At 41.5% G+C, this 17607-nt stretch carries 14 protein-coding genes; 12 read left to right on the forward strand and 2 right to left on the reverse strand.

Annotation, left to right across the window (positions count from 1 at the left end; genetic code table 11):
* The first annotated feature begins 2 nt into the window (after nucleotides 1-2).
* The 6 genes from napA to FPK91_RS00415 all read left to right on the forward strand — a co-directional run bounded on the left by napA (nucleotide 3) and on the right by FPK91_RS00415 (nucleotide 6750).
* Complete coding sequence (napA, locus tag FPK91_RS00390) at nucleotides 3-2492, forward strand: nitrate reductase catalytic subunit NapA (protein ID WP_144214033.1); 2490 nt, start codon at nucleotides 3-5, stop codon at nucleotides 2490-2492.
* 11 nt (nucleotides 2493-2503) lie between these two features.
* The gene (locus FPK91_RS00395; protein WP_144206639.1) at nucleotides 2504-2974 is read left to right on the forward strand and encodes a nitrate reductase cytochrome c-type subunit; all 471 of its coding nucleotides are present in this window, start codon (nucleotides 2504-2506) and stop codon (nucleotides 2972-2974) included.
* A gap of 8 nt (nucleotides 2975-2982) precedes the next feature.
* Complete coding sequence (locus FPK91_RS00400; protein WP_144206643.1) at nucleotides 2983-3582, forward strand: cytochrome c3 family protein; 600 nt, start codon at nucleotides 2983-2985, stop codon at nucleotides 3580-3582.
* A gap of 168 nt (nucleotides 3583-3750) precedes the next feature.
* Nucleotides 3751-5472 carry an ABC transporter substrate-binding protein gene (locus tag FPK91_RS00405; RefSeq protein ID WP_144206645.1) on the forward strand — a complete coding sequence of 574 codons (1722 nt, stop codon included), beginning with the start codon at nucleotides 3751-3753 and terminating at the stop codon, nucleotides 5470-5472.
* Complete coding sequence (locus tag FPK91_RS00410; protein ID WP_144206647.1) at nucleotides 5459-6196, forward strand: substrate-binding periplasmic protein; 738 nt, start codon at nucleotides 5459-5461, stop codon at nucleotides 6194-6196. The genes FPK91_RS00405 and FPK91_RS00410 overlap by 14 nt, the downstream gene beginning before the upstream one ends.
* A 248-nt stretch (nucleotides 6197-6444) precedes the next feature.
* Entirely contained in the window at nucleotides 6445-6750 is a 306-nt protein-coding gene (locus tag FPK91_RS00415; RefSeq protein WP_144206649.1) for a hypothetical protein, read from the forward strand.
* 49 nt (nucleotides 6751-6799) lie between these two features.
* Here the strand turns inward: FPK91_RS00415 and FPK91_RS00420 are convergent, their stop codons facing one another.
* Together FPK91_RS00420 and FPK91_RS00425 are read right to left on the reverse strand one after the other, a co-directional pair.
* Nucleotides 6800-7801: a D-alanine--D-alanine ligase gene (locus FPK91_RS00420; RefSeq protein WP_144206651.1), complete on the reverse strand. Its 1002-nt coding sequence runs from the start codon at nucleotides 7799-7801 to the stop codon at nucleotides 6800-6802.
* 235 nt (nucleotides 7802-8036) lie between these two features.
* Nucleotides 8037-9125 (reverse strand): acyltransferase family protein, encoded by a 1089-nt coding sequence (locus FPK91_RS00425; RefSeq protein ID WP_144206653.1) that lies wholly within the window; start codon nucleotides 9123-9125, stop codon nucleotides 8037-8039.
* Nucleotides 9126-9360: 235 nt separating this feature from the next.
* Between FPK91_RS00425 and FPK91_RS00430 the strand changes: the two genes are divergently transcribed.
* From FPK91_RS00430 to FPK91_RS00455, 6 genes are all read left to right on the forward strand, one after another.
* The gene (locus FPK91_RS00430) at nucleotides 9361-10020 is read left to right on the forward strand and encodes a GntR family transcriptional regulator (protein WP_144206655.1); all 660 of its coding nucleotides are present in this window, start codon (nucleotides 9361-9363) and stop codon (nucleotides 10018-10020) included.
* A 117-nt stretch (nucleotides 10021-10137) separates the two neighbouring features.
* Nucleotides 10138-11016, forward strand: coding sequence for a methylisocitrate lyase (gene prpB / locus FPK91_RS00435; protein ID WP_144206657.1), 879 nt, complete (start codon nucleotides 10138-10140; stop codon nucleotides 11014-11016).
* 223 nt (nucleotides 11017-11239) lie between these two features.
* Nucleotides 11240-12364, forward strand: coding sequence for a bifunctional 2-methylcitrate synthase/citrate synthase (gene prpC / locus FPK91_RS00440; RefSeq protein WP_144206659.1), 1125 nt, complete (start codon nucleotides 11240-11242; stop codon nucleotides 12362-12364).
* Nucleotides 12365-12468: 104 nt separating this feature from the next.
* Nucleotides 12469-15084, forward strand: a complete 2616-nt coding sequence (gene acnD / locus FPK91_RS00445) for a Fe/S-dependent 2-methylisocitrate dehydratase AcnD (RefSeq protein WP_144206661.1) — start codon at nucleotides 12469-12471, stop codon at nucleotides 15082-15084.
* A gap of 104 nt (nucleotides 15085-15188) precedes the next feature.
* Nucleotides 15189-16379: a 2-methylaconitate cis-trans isomerase PrpF gene (gene prpF, locus FPK91_RS00450; RefSeq protein ID WP_144214035.1), complete on the forward strand. Its 1191-nt coding sequence runs from the start codon at nucleotides 15189-15191 to the stop codon at nucleotides 16377-16379.
* A 240-nt stretch (nucleotides 16380-16619) separates the two neighbouring features.
* On the forward strand, nucleotides 16620-17543 hold the full coding sequence (locus tag FPK91_RS00455) for a DMT family transporter (protein WP_227006734.1): 924 nt from the start codon (nucleotides 16620-16622) through the stop codon (nucleotides 17541-17543).
* Nucleotides 17544-17607 lie beyond the last annotated feature (64 nt).

Here is a 17607-nt window from a genome sequence, read left to right on the forward strand (position 1 = left end):
GTATGAACAGACGTGAGTTTATGAAAGCTAACGCTGCGATGGCTGCTGCCAGCGTAGCTGGTATGGCTTTACCTGCATCAGCAAGTAACTTAATTACTAGCTCTGAGCAGACAAAATTAGAGTGGAACAAAGCACCGTGTCGTTTTTGTGGTACCGGTTGTTCAGTTATCGTTGCTACCCGTGATGGTAAAGTGGTTGCGACACATGGCGATGCGAAAAGTGAAGTGAATAAAGGCCTGAATTGTATTAAAGGCTACTTCTTATCAAAAATCATGTATGGCCGTGATCGCCTTCAAACACCAATGTTAAGAATGACAGACGGTAAGTACGACAAGAACGGTGAGTTCACTCCTGTAAGTTGGGATACCGCGTTTGATACCATGGCTGAAAAATGGAAAAAAACCATCAAAGCTAAAGGACCTACAGCTGTCGGCATGTTTGGTTCTGGCCAATGGACTGTTTGGGAAGGCTACGCTGCCGTTAAATTAATGAAAGCAGGCTTTGGCTCAAACAATATCGATCCGAATGCACGTCATTGTATGGCTTCTGCAGTAGGTGGATTCATGCGTACCTTTGGTATTGATGAACCTATGGGTTGTTATGATGATATGGAAGCGGCAGATGCTTTCGTATTATGGGGTTCTAATATGGCCGAAATGCACCCGATCCTTTGGACTCGTGTGACAGATCGCCGCTTAAGCGCGCCACATGTCAAAGTTGCTGTGTTATCGACTTTTGAACATCGTTCTTTCGATTTAGCAGATTTGGGTATTATTTTCACACCGCAAACCGATTTAGCCATGCTTAACTTTATCGCCAATTACATTATTCAAAACGATAAAGTAGACAAAGATTTTATCAGTAAGCATGTTAATTTCCGTAAAGGTGAAACGGATATTGGTTATGGTTTACGTGCCACTCATCCATTACAGAAAAAAGCGAAGAATGTTGATACTGCTGGTGATTCAACACCAATAGATTTTGAACAGTTTAAAGCGTTTGTAGCTGACTACGATGTTAAATCAGTAAGCGAGCTTTCTGGTGTACCTGAGCACAAGTTGATTGAACTTGCTGAATTGTATGCAGACCCTAAAAAGAAAGTCACCTCTTTCTGGACTATGGGGTTTAACCAACATACTCGTGGTGTGTGGTGTAATAACCTTATTTACAACATTCATTTATTAGTGGGTAAAATTTCTACTCCTGGTAACAGTCCATTCTCGTTAACGGGTCAACCATCAGCTTGTGGTACCGCTCGTGAAGTGGGTACATTCTCACATCGTTTACCTGCAGATTTAGTGGTCACCAATCCTAAGCATCGTAAAATCGCTGAGGATATCTGGAATATTCCAAGTGGCATTATCCCGCCAAAACCGGGTTATCATGCTGTTGAGCAAAACCGTCGCCTTAAAGATGGTGATTTGAACTGTTATTGGGTGCAAGTGAACAACAACATGCAAGCTGCGGCTAACATGAATGAAGAAGGATTACCGGGTTACCGTAATCCAGATAACTTCATCGTTGTGTCAGATGCTTATCCAACTGTGACGACTCAAGCGGGTGATTTGATATTACCTTCAGCGATGTGGGTTGAGAAAGAAGGAGCTTACGGTAACGCTGAGCGTCGTACTCAATTCTGGCATCAAATGGTTAAAGCGCCAGGCGAGTCCATGTCTGACTTATGGCAGTTGATGGAATTCTCAAAACGCTTTACTACTGATGAAGTTTGGCCTCAAGACGTTTTAGATGCCAATCCTCAGTTTAAGGGCAAAACATTATTCGAAGTCCTTTACCAAAACGGTAATGTTGAAAAGTTCCCTTTAAGTGATGCTGATCCTAAGTTCATGAATGATGAAGCGAAACATTTCGGTTTCTACGTTCAAAAAGGCTTATTTGAAGAATATGCAACATTTGGTCGTGGACATGGACATGATTTAGCTGACTTCGATCGCTATCATGAAGAGCACGGTTTACGCTGGCCAGTTGTTGATGGTAAAGAAACCAAATGGCGTTTCCGCGAAGGAGCTGATCCTTATGTTAAAGCCGGTAAAGGTTATGAGTTTTATGGTAAACCTGATGGAAAAGCGGTAATTTTTGCACTGCCTTATGAGCCTGCACCAGAGATGCCTGATGAAGAATACGATATCTGGTTATCAACCGGTCGTGTACTAGAGCATTGGCATTCAGGTTCTATGACACAACGTGTACCAGAGCTTTATAAAGCCTTCCCTGATGCAGTTTGTTTCATGCATCCAGATGATGCTAAAAAACGCGGATTACGTCGTGGTGACGAAGTGAAGGTTATTTCTCGTCGTGGTGAAATCAAGACCCGTATAGAAACCCGAGGTCGTAACAAGCCACCAATTGGTTTGGTATTTGTTCCTTGGTTTGATGCTAGCCAGCTCATTAACAAAGTGACGTTAGATGCGACAGATCCACTGTCAAAACAAACTGACTTTAAGAAATGTGCGGTTAAAATCGTCAAAGCCTAAGGAGACACACCATGAAAGCATGTAAAATTATGTCAATCATTGCGTTAGTTGGTTTCTCTTTTGGTCTGATGGCTGCAACAGTGCCTGAAGAGAAAATTGCGACATTACGTCTTGCACCACTTGACGTTGAGCTAACACCTCCTGCGATGCAGAAGGTGATTAATTCTGATGTTAAGCAAGTGCGAAACTATCCAATGCAACCACCTATTATTCCGCACAAAATTGATGGTTACCAAATCGATTTGAAAGTGAATAAATGTATGCAATGTCATGCACGTAACAGTACCGGGCATTCTCAAGCACCGATGGTGAGTGTGACCCATTATATGGATAGAGATAATAACTTCTTGGCGTCATTGTCGCCGCGCCGTTATAACTGTACTCAATGTCATGTCCCTCAGTTAGATGCCAACTTGTTAGTTGAAAATGATTTCGTGGATGTTAAAGAACTCATGAAAGAATCTTCAAAAGCTGAGCACTAGGAGCGAATATGATTGCAAAATTACTCGGAAACCTGAAGTTAATTTGGAAGGTGCTTAACCGTCCAAGTGTGCACTACAGTCTTGGTTTTCTAACGCTAGGTGGCTTTGTTGCTGGTGTGATCTTCTGGGGTGGTTTTAATACAGCGTTATCAGTTTCTAATACTGAAGCATTTTGTATTAGCTGCCACGAGATGGAGAATAACGTTTACGAAGAGTTAAAAACGACTATTCACTTCACTAACCGAAGCGGTGTGAGAGCAACATGTCCTGATTGTCATGTCCCTCACAATTGGACTGATAAAATTGCCCGTAAAATGCAAGCTTCTAAAGAAGTTTGGGGTAAAGTATTTGGCACCATTAACACCCGTGAAAAGTTCGAAGCTAAGCGTCGACATTTAGCTGAAAATGAATGGAACAGGTTGAAGGCGAATGATTCCCTAGAATGTCGTAATTGTCATAATTTCGATTACATGGATTTCACTCGTCAATCTAAGCGTGCTTCGCAGATGCACTCAACATCGCTTGCTAGCGGTGAAAAGACTTGTATAGACTGTCATAAAGGTATTGCACATGAATTACCTGATATGGCTGGCGTAGAAGGTTTTTAACCTCACTGCTCAATAAAAAAAGGTCAGCAAATGCTGGCCTTTTTATTTAATTCATGACTATAGTAGTACTTATATAGAATGGTCTAAACCACTGAAAAAGATGTAAGTAGTATTCATCATCACTTGATTTAGTAATTCAATTTGAATTTAATAGATGAAGCAGGATACATGCAAAAATTAATTTCATCATTTTCGCTTTTTAACACAATACTTTTGTGTCCATTTTTAGTTTTTTCCAGTTTTGTTTTTCCGCAATCATCTCTCACCAGTAAAGACATACAATGGCTTGAAACAGAGTTTCAACCATCGACGCTTTCACTAGACCAGCAAAAAGAAGAGTTAACCTGGTTTAAAACCGTTTCTAAACCATTTAAAGGCAAGACCATTAGAGTTGTTTCTGAAAGGATATATACCCACCAATATGAATCAGAAGTATTGGCTAAAGCCTTTTATGACTTAACAGGTATACACGTCATTCATGAACTCACTAATGAAGATGATGTAATAAAAAAATTGTCAGCACAGTTAATGACAGACCAGCCACTTTATGATGCTTATATCAATGATAGTGATCTAATCGGAAGCCTCTTTCGTCAGCAACATGTTAAGTCAATTACTGCTATTTTGAGTCAATATGAGAAAGATTATACTTTGCCTACGTTGGACTTAGCTGACTTTATTGGTTTGGCGTTTACAACAGGTCCTGATGGGCAAATATACCAGTTGCCAGACCAACAATTTGCCAATTTGTATTGGTATCGCAGCGATTGGTTTTCAAATGCTAACTATCAACGTCAGTTCGAAAATAAGTATGGTTATCCATTAGGTGTTCCTCAAAATTGGCAAGCATATGAAGATATTGCCAACTTTTTTTCTAATGATATCGGCAGTATTAATGGTGTAAAAGTTTATGGCCATATGGATTATGCCAAATCAGATCCTTCACTAGGCTGGCGAATCTCTGATGCCTGGCTGTCAATGGCTGGTGTTGGCGATAAAGGATTACCAAATGGTCTGCCCGTTGACGAATGGGGTATTAGAGTTGAAGATTGTCACCCGGTAGGTGCCAGTATAGAACGTGGTGGTGCGTTGAATAGTCCAGCAGCAGTTTACGCTATAGAGAAATACAAACAGTGGCTAAGTCTATATGCGCCGCCTGAAGCTATGGAGCTTGCATTTTCGGAAGCAGGTGATTGGGCTGCAAAAGGGAATATTGCTCAGCAGATTTTTTGGTATACAGCATTTGTGCGGGATTTTACCCAAAGTGACTTAGCGGTAATGAATAAAGATGGCACACCTAAATGGCGAGTAGCCCCATCACCCGTAGGAAAATATTGGCAGAAGGGAATGAAATCAGGCTATCAAGACACTGGCTCTTGGACCTTTTTGAATCACACAGAAGAAAAGCAACAACTTGCCGCATGGCTATATGCTCAGTTTGTTGTGTCTAAAACAGTGTCTCTGAAAAAGACGATTGTGGGACTAACGCCTATTCGTCAATCGGATATTGACTCTGACTACTTAACCGAAAGAGCACCTTACCTCGGTGGACTCGTTGAGTTTTATAGAAGCCAAGCGCGTAATGTATGGACGCCAACAGGGACTAACGTACCTGATTACCCTGGAATGGCGGGGTTTTGGTGGCAATCCATCAGCCAGATTATGGAAGGCAAGCTAACTGTAAAGGCTGGTTTGGATCAATTGGCGAGTAATCTGGATGAGTATTTAATTCAGCTTCAAACACAAAATTTAACCTGTGGCCCGAAAGTGAATCCAAAGGTTAATCCCCAGATTTGGTTAGATAGGCCTCTGTCGCCTAAAAGACAGATAGATACCGAACAAAAGGGTAAGACGCTGACCTATAAGGAGGCGATAAATGTCTGGCAGTAGCATGCGATTAATCACCTTATTGATAACTTTGAGTTTGTGTTTGTTTATAACCGAATTAAAGGCAGAAAAGATAACGGTATACACCTATCAAAATGCCCCTTTTGCTGAGCAGACTGATAATAATCATCGGGGCATGATTATTGAAATCGTTGCAGAGCTTTTCACTCGAGCTGAACTGGATTATGAAGTGGTATTTAACCCTTTAAAGCGCGGTTTAACCATGACCGCAAGAAGTCCCAATGTTTGTGTCTTGCCTATTGAAAGGACTCAGCAAAGAGAAAGTGATTTTGTTTGGGTAGGGCCTGTTTTGATCTCTCGATATGGTCTGTTTAGCGATACAAAAAATAGCATTCCATTAGTGACATTACATGATGCTAGAGAGTATTCGATAGGTACGTTTTTAGGGAGCGGAATAAGTGAATACCTCGTTTCCTTCAGCCATGAAGTTCAACTTACCAGTGCTGATAATCTTAATCTTAAGAAGCTACAAAAAGGTCGAATTGATTTGTGGGCGGCGGAATTAATCACTGCCAAGTCTATAATGATGCAAACAAATATCCGTTTAGGAGAGCCTGAATTAATTTATCACACATCTTTACGTGCGATGGCCTGTAATAAGGGATTAGAAAAAGTGAAACATAGGGCATTAATGGATGGATTGAAGTCGATGTACCAAGATGGGTTCATGCAGAAAATAAATACAGCCTATGGAGTATCCTTGTAACGACTTTGGACATCAAATTGACAGGTGACAAATAATTGACTCTTTTGTATTTTGATTTTAATTGATTCTTCTCATTAAAATTATTTGTAATCAATGCCTTGTCGCTGTTACTTATTATTTGTTGATTACTTATTATAAAAAATCATCATAAATCCCCCGTAAGTAGATAAACCTCTTCGAAAATTTAAACTAGACTTAATGTTATCAATTTGACTTTTATCGTCAAAATTAAAAGCGAGGGTAACCCAATGTCGATGGTGAGTTCAAAAGATTTTGCTAATTGGCTAATGGTTCAGTTTGAACGATTAGATGATGGGGTTAGTTTAACTCGGGAGGATATTAATCAATTAACAGGCCGACAAAATTTTTCTTTGGTGTTTGTTCATGATATTCATTATGAATTAATGCAGCACGGTATTGCCTTTGTAACAGATACCTACAGAGAGCGTTTTTACATGGTGAGAATACAAGATACTCCGTGGCGTGAAGAATTGGAAAATGCTGGCAATCAGCAAACATTCTCCAATGTTATTTCAATTAATATGACTAGATAAATTCTCATTAATAGAAGCGAATATTTCCGCTTTAGATTTTACGACAGCATTAAAGTTGATTTTTGATGTTTGTTACCAAGTAATCTTCGAATGTATGACCATGGTTTTGTAACATTTTTGGAAACATAGAAATTGGCGTAGAGCCTGGGAAGGTATTAATTTCGTTAAGTAAAATGTTATTGTCATCAGTTAAGAAGAAATCAATTCTTGATAAATGACGTAACTTCATTCCTCTAAATGCTTTAATTGCATATGCGCGAATAGTATCTGACATCTCTTTTGACAAGTTTTTAGCAACCACATCAGTAGTCGCCTTACTTGATGCATTATATTTTTCTTCAAAAGTATAAAACGTATTATTCGCACAAATTATCTCACCAGGCAGTGTCGCAATTACTTTCCCTTGATACTCATAAACAGCGACTTCTAATTCTCTAGCAATAATAGTTTTTTCTACCACCACAGATGGTGCAAAGCTAAAGGCATCGGTTAATACTTGCTGTATTTGCGAAGCATCATCTACTTTGTAGCAACCTACAGATGAACCTTGGGATGCCGCTTTTACAAATACAGAGCCCCATTCAGATAATGCTGCAGTGGTTTGCTGAATAGCATCATCATTTAAATCATTGAGGAATATATAAGGGGTATTGGGGATACCTAAGGCACTGAACCACATTTTTGCAGTAATCTTATTAAAACAGTTACTTGAGGCTTCTGATTCACAGCCAAAGTAAGGTAGTTGGATCAGGTTAAAATAGGATTGTATGTCACCTGTTTCGCCAGGAAAGCCATGAATGCAAGGGATGGCATAATCCACTGACCAAGGCGTGATATCTTGATTCTCGAAACGGATCTCACGTTTGTTGGTTAACTCACAAATATTGCCCTGTTGGTCGTGGTAATGGCCATTTTTATCGAGCTCTACTCTCAATACATTTATCTCATCACTTTTAGCGAGTGAAGATTCAAAAAAATCAGCTGATAACAAAGATACATCATGCTCTGCACTGCCACCGCCACAGATTAAAAGTAAGTTAATTGTTGTCATTTTTGCTCCGCTAAATAGCTGATGGTTTGTTGCTTAATGTGCCTAATTGAACTCATCATAATGAACAGGTGACCTACTAGGCAAGAGGGACATTGAGTAAATGGTGAACAAATGGACAATTAGGGATTAACCACGCCTGAATGCTGAATTAGTGCACTAATTAGCAGATGAATGATCTAACACTCAGATCTTCCATCAGCTGTAAACAGTGAATATTTGGCTTTACTTTAAAAACTTACCAACCAATAAAATAACGACTGCGTTTGTTTAATAATTTCTTGATAAGAATGGCAATGAAATACGAAATAACAATAACGCCCATGGTCACAATCAGAGTCGTGAAAATATTACCTTGTTCATCAAAGCCAAATATATCGGGACTTTCGTATATCATCCACCAAGGCGTAGTTATCCAAGGGTGAATAAAATATATCGCAAAGCTGACATCAGCCAGTTTTTGCAAAGGCGTAATACTGATGTGTTCAAACTTATTCAAAATAGCCAGAATGACTAATGCTAACAACATTTTTTGCGGCAACATTAAGTCCGGTACAGTGACGTCAAATGCATCCTTATTAAGTACTCCAGCGCCAAACCAATGAGCTTGACCAATCGCTAATGCAATCGCGGCAATCAGCATTACAATCCAAAACTTATCTATGAAGGGGAAAAGTTTGTCGCGATGAGCTGAGCCCCAAACCCCGAATAAATATACCGGCAGAAAGTAAAATAATGACTGAATGGCATTTAAGTTAGACTCAGGGCGATGGATTAACATAGCGATAATAAATAGTGGTAAGGACACTGTTAGTAAGTGGCCTCGTTTGATTAAGTGCATCACCCAAGGTGAAAGGGCAAATAGCATCATGCCCATGGGAATATACCAATAAGCGGTTAATGTGCGTCCAGTAATGACATACCAACTGGCAGCTTTAACTGGGTTTTGAATCTCAGCATATAAAATATGTAGAGCAGGATCTGTGCCCGTTGTTAAATGCCAAATTATCCAAGGTAAAGAAAGAATCAAGTAAGGAAGAAAAACAAACTTAGTTTTGTTTTTCATATATTTCTGATAATCCCAGCGATGATAAAAAACATGGTGGAATAAAAAACCTGAGATAAACACAAAAAACACCGTGCCGTTCATCATTAAATTAAACCACGCTTTATCAGCCAGTGTTTCAACTTCCCATCCCGCTGGACGGTAGCAATGTGCCATGACGATAAAAATAATCGCAATACCGCGAAAGTGGTTAATGCTGTTTAAAAAGCCCTTTTTCTTAGCGGGTTTAACTGCCGGTGTCGCAGTGGTGCTATCTGACATATTACGCCCTGATTTTATTGTTATTTAGCTAAACAACTCTTATGTAAGCTTATTGTGCTTTTATTGTTAATAAATAACAATGCCCAGATGTTGCTTGTTTGAAATAATTTTTGTCATCATTAAATCGCGCTGCAGTATTATACTTTTGTCGACAATGTGGGTGTATTGTGTTGACCATAAGTTAAAAACAACCTATATTGTCGACAATCAATATTTGGTCAGACAGCATAATATAATGACATTTTTTACAGAAAAGCCCATTACTGCAGCGGATAAGACTTTTTACGAGTTAAGAAAAGATATCGTTGAAGGTGATATTCAAGCAGGGTCAAAACTGAGTGAAACAGAACTGTCGACAAAGTACGCCGTTAGCCGTGCTGTGATCCGAGAAGCCATTAATCGCTTAGAGTCATGCCACTTAGTAGAAAGAAAGGCCAATGTGGGTGCGCGTGTGGTTGCATTAACACCCGAAGGACTCATTGAATTATATCAAGTGCGCGAATCGCTTGAGGGTATGGCTGCAAGACTTGCAGCTAAAAATATGTCCGACGAAGAGATTGCAGCGTTATCAAACTTACTGACCCAGCACTCCGATGAAGTGCAATCTGGAGAATCTTATTACCAGGAAGCGGGAGATGTGGACTTTCATTACCGCATTATCATCGGTAGTAAGAATAAACACCTCATTTCAGTGCTCATAGACGGAATGTATCACCTTATTCGCATGTACCGCGTTCAATTAGGTATGGCGGGGCCAAGAGTGACTACCGCATTTGAAGAGCATACCCATATCGTAAAAGCCATTTCAAATCGTGATGAAGAGTTAGCTGAAATACTCATGCGTCGCCACATTATGTACTCAAAAAATAATATCGAAAATAAATTAATCAATTAAAAAACGTTAAATAAAAAATCAATAAATTCAGTTGAACAATATCATTAGATAAATGTGAAGTTGGTATTCGGTTCAAATACCTAAACCAACACTTAAACAAATATAGAGAGGGATATCATGAGCGCAGGCAAAAAATTCCGTCAAGCATTAGTTGACAACAAACCATTACAAATCGTCGGCACCATTAATGCTTATTCAGCCATGATGGCGAAACAAATTGGCCATCAAGCAATATATTTATCAGGTGGTGGTGTCGCGAATGCATCCTATGGTTTACCTGATTTAGGTATGACATCACTCAATGATGTCATCGTTGATGTACAACGTATTACCTCTGCATGTGATCTACCACTTCTAGTGGATATCGATACCGGTTGGGGCGGGGCATTTAACATTGCTAAAACCGTTCGAGATATGGAAAAAGCCGGCGCTGCTGCAGTGCATATGGAAGACCAAGTGGCGCAAAAACGTTGTGGTCACCGTCCAAATAAAGAGATCGTCTCGACTGAAGAGATGGTTGATCGGATTAAAGCGGCAGTTGATGCGCGTATTGATCCTGACTTTTTCATCATGGCAAGAACCGACTCATTTGCTCAAGAAGGTTTAGAAGCCGCTATTGCCCGTGCAAAGGCCTATGTTGCGGCTGGTGCTGATGGAATTTTTGCCGAAGCGGTGAAAACTGAAGCACATTATCGCGCCTTTTCAGATGCACTTGATGTGCCTATTTTGGCCAATATCACTGAGTTTGGTCAAACAGAATTATGGAATAAAGAGCAACTCGGTCAGTGGGGAGCTGCCATGGTGCTTTATCCGTTAAGCGCATTTAGAGCGATGAATAAAGCCGCTGAAAATGTTTACACAGCGATTCTAACCGATGGCGATCAAAAGGCGGTCATTGACTCTATGCAAACACGCATGGATTTATACGATTATCTTGGCTACCACGATTACGAACAAAAGCTTGATAGCTTATTTGCTGAAGGCAAAAATAAGTAATTACTGATAAGACAAAAAAGCGGTTTGTGCTCTTGTTTAGCTGTGTCGATAAGCAGTGCCAATAAACAGTCGTTGTTGCAATAGAGTTTAATAGTGATTGTATAATAAACGCACAAATGTTGTTCTTAAACAAAGATTGCAGCTAGGCAAACCGTTAGCTTAAAAGATAACCAGAAAGTACCCGATTAATATAAATAAAAATATAAAAGAATAGGAAATCATTATGGTAGACAAGAAATTAAGTGGTGCAGGTCTTCGCGGCCAAAGTGCAGGTGATACAGCGTTATGTACAGTGGGTCAATCTGGCTCAGGATTAACCTATTGTGGTTATGACGTTGCTGATTTATCTGAAAACGCCACCTTTGAGGAAGTCGCCTATTTATTATTTAATGGTGAATTACCAAATCAAGCTCAGCTAGATACATACAAATCAGTATTGACGACTCAGCGTGATTTACCTCAAGCATTAAAAGAAGTATTACAACGTATTCCTGCAGATGCTCACCCAATGGATGTGATGCGCACTGGTTGCTCATTTCTAGGTAACCTTGAGCCAGAAGCTGATTTTGCTGATCAACATAAAGCAGCAAACCGCTTACTCGCAGCTTTCCCTGCGATCATGTGTTACTGGTATCGTTTCAGCCATGAAGGCGTTGAAATTGACTGTGTCACTGATGAAGCATCAATTGGTGGTCACTTCTTAAAACTTTTAAATGGTAAAACGCCATCAGAGCAACATCGTAAAGTGATGGACGTATCGTTAATTCTTTATGCTGAGCATGAGTTTAACGCTTCTACCTTTACTGCGCGCGTATGTGCATCAACCTTATCGGACATGTTCTCGTGTATTACGGGTGCTATCGGTACACTTCGAGGGCCGCTTCACGGCGGTGCTAATGAAGCTGCAATGGACATGATCCAAAAGTTTACTTCGCCAAGCGATGCTAAAGCGCAAATGGCAGGCATGCTAGAGCGTAAAGAAAAAATCATGGGCTTTGGTCATGCGATTTATCGCACTTCAGATCCACGTAATGTGATTATCAAAGCATGGTCAGAAAAACTGGCTCAGGAAAATGGTGATACCAGTTTGTACGACATCTCTGTTGCCTGTGAGGAGTTCATGTGGGATAGCAAAAAGCTATTTTGTAATGCTGATTTCTTCCATGCCTCGGCTTATCATTTCATGGGTATTCCAACCAAGCTATTCACGCCTATTTTTGTGTGTTCACGTCTTACTGGCTGGGCAGCGCATGTGATGGAGCAACGTTCAAACAATCGTATTATTAGACCAAGTGCTGATTACATCGGTTCAGAGCCACGTACTGTAACGCCAATTAGCGAAAGATAAACAGTCAAAGGCTGGCCCATGGGTCAGCCTTTTTGTTTTTCAGACCTTGTTGAGCATGCAAATTGCAAACGAGCTAACAATTACCAAACTTGATGGATTGGGTTATGAATTCAAATTATAGAAAACCGTTACCAGGTACAGAGCTTGATTACTTTGATACCAAAGCTGCTGTTGATGATATCCAAGCAGGCGCATTCGACAAACTGCCATATAGTTCTCGCGTTTATGCCGAGAACCTTGTGCGCCGTTGCCCACCTGAGACGCTAACAGATTGCTTAAAACAAATTATTGAACGTAAGCGAGATCTCGATTTTCCTTGGTTTCCTGCCCGCGTAGTTTGTCACGACATTCTTGGTCAAACTGCATTAGTTGATTTAGCGGGTTTGCGTGATGCTATCGCTGAAAAAGGTGGCGACCCATCAAAAGTGAACCCAGTAGTGCCAACTCAATTAATTGTCGATCACTCTCTGGCTGTCGAACATGCAGGTTTTGAAAAAGATGCCTTTGAAAAAAACCGCGCCATTGAAGACCGACGTAATGAAGACAGATTTCATTTTATCAACTGGACTAAAACGGCCTTTAAAAATATTGATGTGATCCAGCCCGGCAACGGCATCATGCATCAGATTAATTTAGAGAAAATGTCGCCCGTGGTGCAAGCCCGTGAAGGCGTGGCATTTCCTGATACCTTGGTGGGCACGGATAGCCATACCCCCCATGTTGATGCTTTAGGCGTTATCGCTATTGGTGTTGGTGGGCTTGAAGCTGAAAGCGTAATGTTAGGTCGCCCATCTTATATGCGTCTGCCAGATATTGTCGGTGTTGAGCTGGTCGGCGAGCGTCAATCAGGCATTACTGCAACAGATATTGTCTTGGCGATTACCGAGTTTTTACGCGAGCAAAAAGTAGTATCAACCTACCTTGAGTTTTATGGTGAAGGCGCCGCTAATCTGACATTAGGCGATCGCGCCACTATTTCAAATATGACGCCAGAATTTGGCGCCACAGCAGCGATGTTTTATATCGATGATAAAACCATTGATTACTTAAAACTGACAGGCCGTGACGATAAACAAGTTGAACTTGTTGAGACTTACGCCAAACAAAATGGCCTATGGGCTGACACCCTAGTGAATGCAGAATATGAACGCGTGCTGCGTTTTGACTTATCCAGTGTTGGACGTAACATTGCAGGTCCTTCAAACCCACATCGCCGCGTATCGACCAGTGATTTAGCCGCTAAAGGTATTAGCGGTGTTGTTGAAAATGAAGACGGCTTAATGCCTGATGGCGCTTGTATTATTGCCGCCATTACCAGTTGTACTAACACGTCTAACCCACGCAATGTGATTGCTGCAGGCTTAATCGCCCGTAACGCCAATGCCAAAGGGCTTACACGTAAACCTTGGGTTAAAACTTCATTAGCACCAGGTTCAAAAGCAGTGCAGCTGTATCTTGAAGATGCCAATCTATTAACCGAACTTGAAGCCTTAGGCTTTGGTATTGTCGGTTTTGCCTGTACCACCTGTAATGGTATGAGTGGCGCACTCGATCCAGTGATTCAAAAAGAAGTGATCGAACGCGATTTATATACCACCGCAGTGTTATCGGGTAACCGAAATTTTGATGGCCGTATTCATCCTTATGCTAAGCAAGCGTTCTTAGCCTCGCCGCCTTTGGTTGTTGCTTATGCTATTGCTGGCACCATTCGTTTTGATATTGAAAAAGATATCTTAGGCAAGGATCAACAAGGTAACGATATAAGACTTAAAGACATCTGGCCATCAGATGCTGAAATTGATTCGGTCATTGCTGCTAGCGTTAAGCCTGAGCAATTCCGCAAAGTGTATGAGCCAATGTTTGATATCAAAGTTGAATACGGCAGCGGCTCTTCAGCAAAGATTGATCCACAGTATGATTGGCGTCCTGAGAGTACCTATATCCGTCGTCCTCCTTATTGGGAAGGCGCATTAGCGGGTGAGCGCGCCATGAAAGGCATGCGTCCATTAGCGGTATTAGGTGACAACATTACTACCGATCATTTATCACCATCAAATGCGATCATGCTTGATAGTGCCGCTGGTGCATACCTTGATAAAATGGGCTTGCCTGAAGTTGATTTCAACTCATATGCCACTCATCGCGGTGACCATTTAACCGCCCAGCGCGCCACATTTGCTAATCCTAAATTGTTTAATGAAATGGTGACCACCTTAGGTAAAGACGGCAAACAAGTTATTAAGCAAGGTTCTTACGCTCGAATAGAGCCTGAAGGGCAAGAGTCGCGCATGTGGGAAGCCATTGAAACCTACATGGAACGTAAGCAGCCGCTTATCATCATAGCTGGTGCAGATTATGGTCAAGGTTCAAGCCGTGACTGGGCCGCCAAAGGCGTACGTTTAGCCGGCGTTGAAGTGATTGTCGCTGAAGGTTTTGAGCGAATCCATCGTACTAACCTCGTTGGCATGGGCGTTTTACCGCTTGAATTTACCAATGGCGAGAATCGTCACACCTATCAAATTGACGGTACAGAAACCTATGATGTTATCGGTGAACGTACTCCTGGTGCAGCACTCACGGTTATTATCGCGCGCCATAATGGTGAGCAAATAACCGTCCCTGTTAAGTGTCGTTTAGACACTGCTGAAGAAGTGTCTATCTATGAAGCAGGCGGCATTTTACAGCGCTTCGCTCAGGACTTTTTAGATGCCAGCCATTAGTGATTAGTGATTAGTCATAAGTAATCATAGCTTAGTTAAACTTAACAAATATCAGCACAATGAGCGCCTCTCACTCATTGTGCTGATTGATTTTAGGAAAGATGATGTCTCATATTCCACAAATAAAAATACCAGCGACCTATATGCGTGGCGGCACCAGTAAAGGGGTGTTTTTCAATCTAACTGATTTACCAAAAGCGGCTCAAGTAGCGGGCGATGCCCGCGATGCCATGCTACTTAGAGTCATTGGCAGTCCTGATCCTTATGGTAAACAAACTGATGGCATGGGCGGCGCAACTTCAAGTACCAGCAAGACGGTCATATTGTCTAAAAGCACCCAAGCCGATCACGATGTCGATTACCTTTTTGGCCAAGTGGCCATTGATAAGCCCTTTGTTGATTGGAGTGGTAATTGCGGTAATTTAACTGCGGCCGTGGGTTCATTTGCCATATCCAATGGCTTAATTGACAGCAGCCGAGTACCCGAAAATGGCATTGCGGTAGTGCGTATTTGGCAGGCGAATATTGGAAAAACCATTATTGCTCACGTGCCAATGGTTAACGGCGCAGTGCAAGAAACAGGTGACTTTGAATTAGACGGGGTGACTTTTCCAGCAGCCGAAGTGAAAGTCGAGTTTCTTGATCCTGCTGATGGTGCAGGGGCAATGTTCCCAACCGGTAACTTAGTCGATGACCTTGTAGTGCCAACGGATGTTGTTGCCAGTGGTAGCTTAAAAGCGACCATGATTAATGCCGGTATTCCGACAGTATTTATTAATGCCAGTGAACTGGGTTATAGCGGCGCAGAGTTGCAACAAGCCATTAATAGCGATGAAAAAGCATTGGCGATGTTCGAGACTATTCGTGCTTACGGCGCGGTTAAAATGGGGCTTATTAAGCATATTGATGAAGCCGCTGCCAGACAACACACCCCTAAAGTGGCTATCGTTGCTGAGCCTGTTGATTACACATCATCAAGTGGTAAGGCGATTTCAAAACAGAGCATTGATCTTAATGTCCGCGCGTTATCCATGGGCAAGTTACATCATGCCATGATGGGCACGGCAGCTGTTGCCATTGGTACTGCGGCAGCAATACCGGGCACGCTAGTCAGTTTAGCAGCAGGTAATCTTGAGCGTGAAAGTGTTCATTTTGGTCATCCATCAGGCACCCTTAAAGTGGGCGCGCAGGCCAGTTTTGTTGACGGTCAATGGCAAGTGAATAAAGCCATTATGAGCCGCAGCGCTAGAGTGCTAATGGAAGGTTGGGTAAGAATACCCGGCGACAGCTTTTAGGTTTAACTGCTAATTTTTCACTCACTCAATTGTTGACGCTATGGCACTGATAAGCTTATTTTCAGTGCCATTTTTATTGAATGAACAAAAATAGATTGAGATAAATATCCGTCAATAGTGTTTACTCATCTAATCCATGTCTTTTAGTGCTTTTACCTCATGCCGATTTTATCGAATACTAGGGTTAATAAGTCCATAAACTCAAGCCTAGTTTAACTAAATCAATAAGGTGCGTTTATTATTAGTGCTCTGTTTAAAACCTGTTTACTCACAGCGTTAGCTATCATCGCATTCGCGGCAAATTCGGTATTAAGCCGTTTAGCGTTGGGAGGCGAAGTTATCGATGCCGCCAGTTTTACTGCTATTCGATTGGGTGCAGGCGCGTTCACATTATTGGCTATTGTAAGCCTCAAGTCTTTTTTAACACGTAAACAACTTAAAACGAGGCTTTTAGAAGAAAAGAGTTCAGCCTCTTCATCTACAGACCAAACTTCTGGCAGTTGGCTGGCGAGCTTGATGTTGTTCATTTATGCCGTGACGTTCTCTTATGCTTACTTGTCAGTCGATACTGGTACGGGCGCTTTGATACTATTTGGCGCAGTGCAGCTGACGATGATTCTGTTATCACTTTTCGCGGGTACGCGTTTACATTTCACCGAGTGGCTGGGCGTGGTGACGGCATTTATCGGTTTTATTTACCTTGTATTACCTGATATCAGCTCTCCTTCATTTGAAGGCTTATTACTGATGACGTTATCGGGTATGGCTTGGGGTATTTACACACTTAAAGGCCGTGATTCACTAAATCCGTTACTTGATACTACCTACAATTTTATACGCACCATGCCCTTAGTCTTGGTGTTAGTGCTGCTGACCATAAACGATATGCACTTTTCATCAGAAGGGATCTTACTGGCGTTGATTGCAGGCGGGCTGACTTCAGGCATTGGCTATACGATTTGGTATATTGCTCTTACAGGGCTCACTTCAACTCAAGCAGCTGTTATTCAACTGTCTGTGCCCATTATTGCTGCTATCGGAGGGGTGATATTTGTTTCTGAAGCCATCACTGCTCGGTTAATAATTTCATCCATAGTGGTGCTCGGCGGCATATTGATGGTAGTGCTCGGACAATATTATTCAAGTAAAAAACTGAAGCGATAAAAAGGGACAATGTCATCCCATTGGCCTGAATTATCATGTTTTTAGCTAGTAGCCACTAGCTATC

This window comes from Shewanella donghaensis, assembly GCF_007567505.1.
In the GTDB taxonomy this organism is placed as follows: Bacteria; Pseudomonadota; Gammaproteobacteria; order Enterobacterales; family Shewanellaceae; genus Shewanella; species Shewanella donghaensis.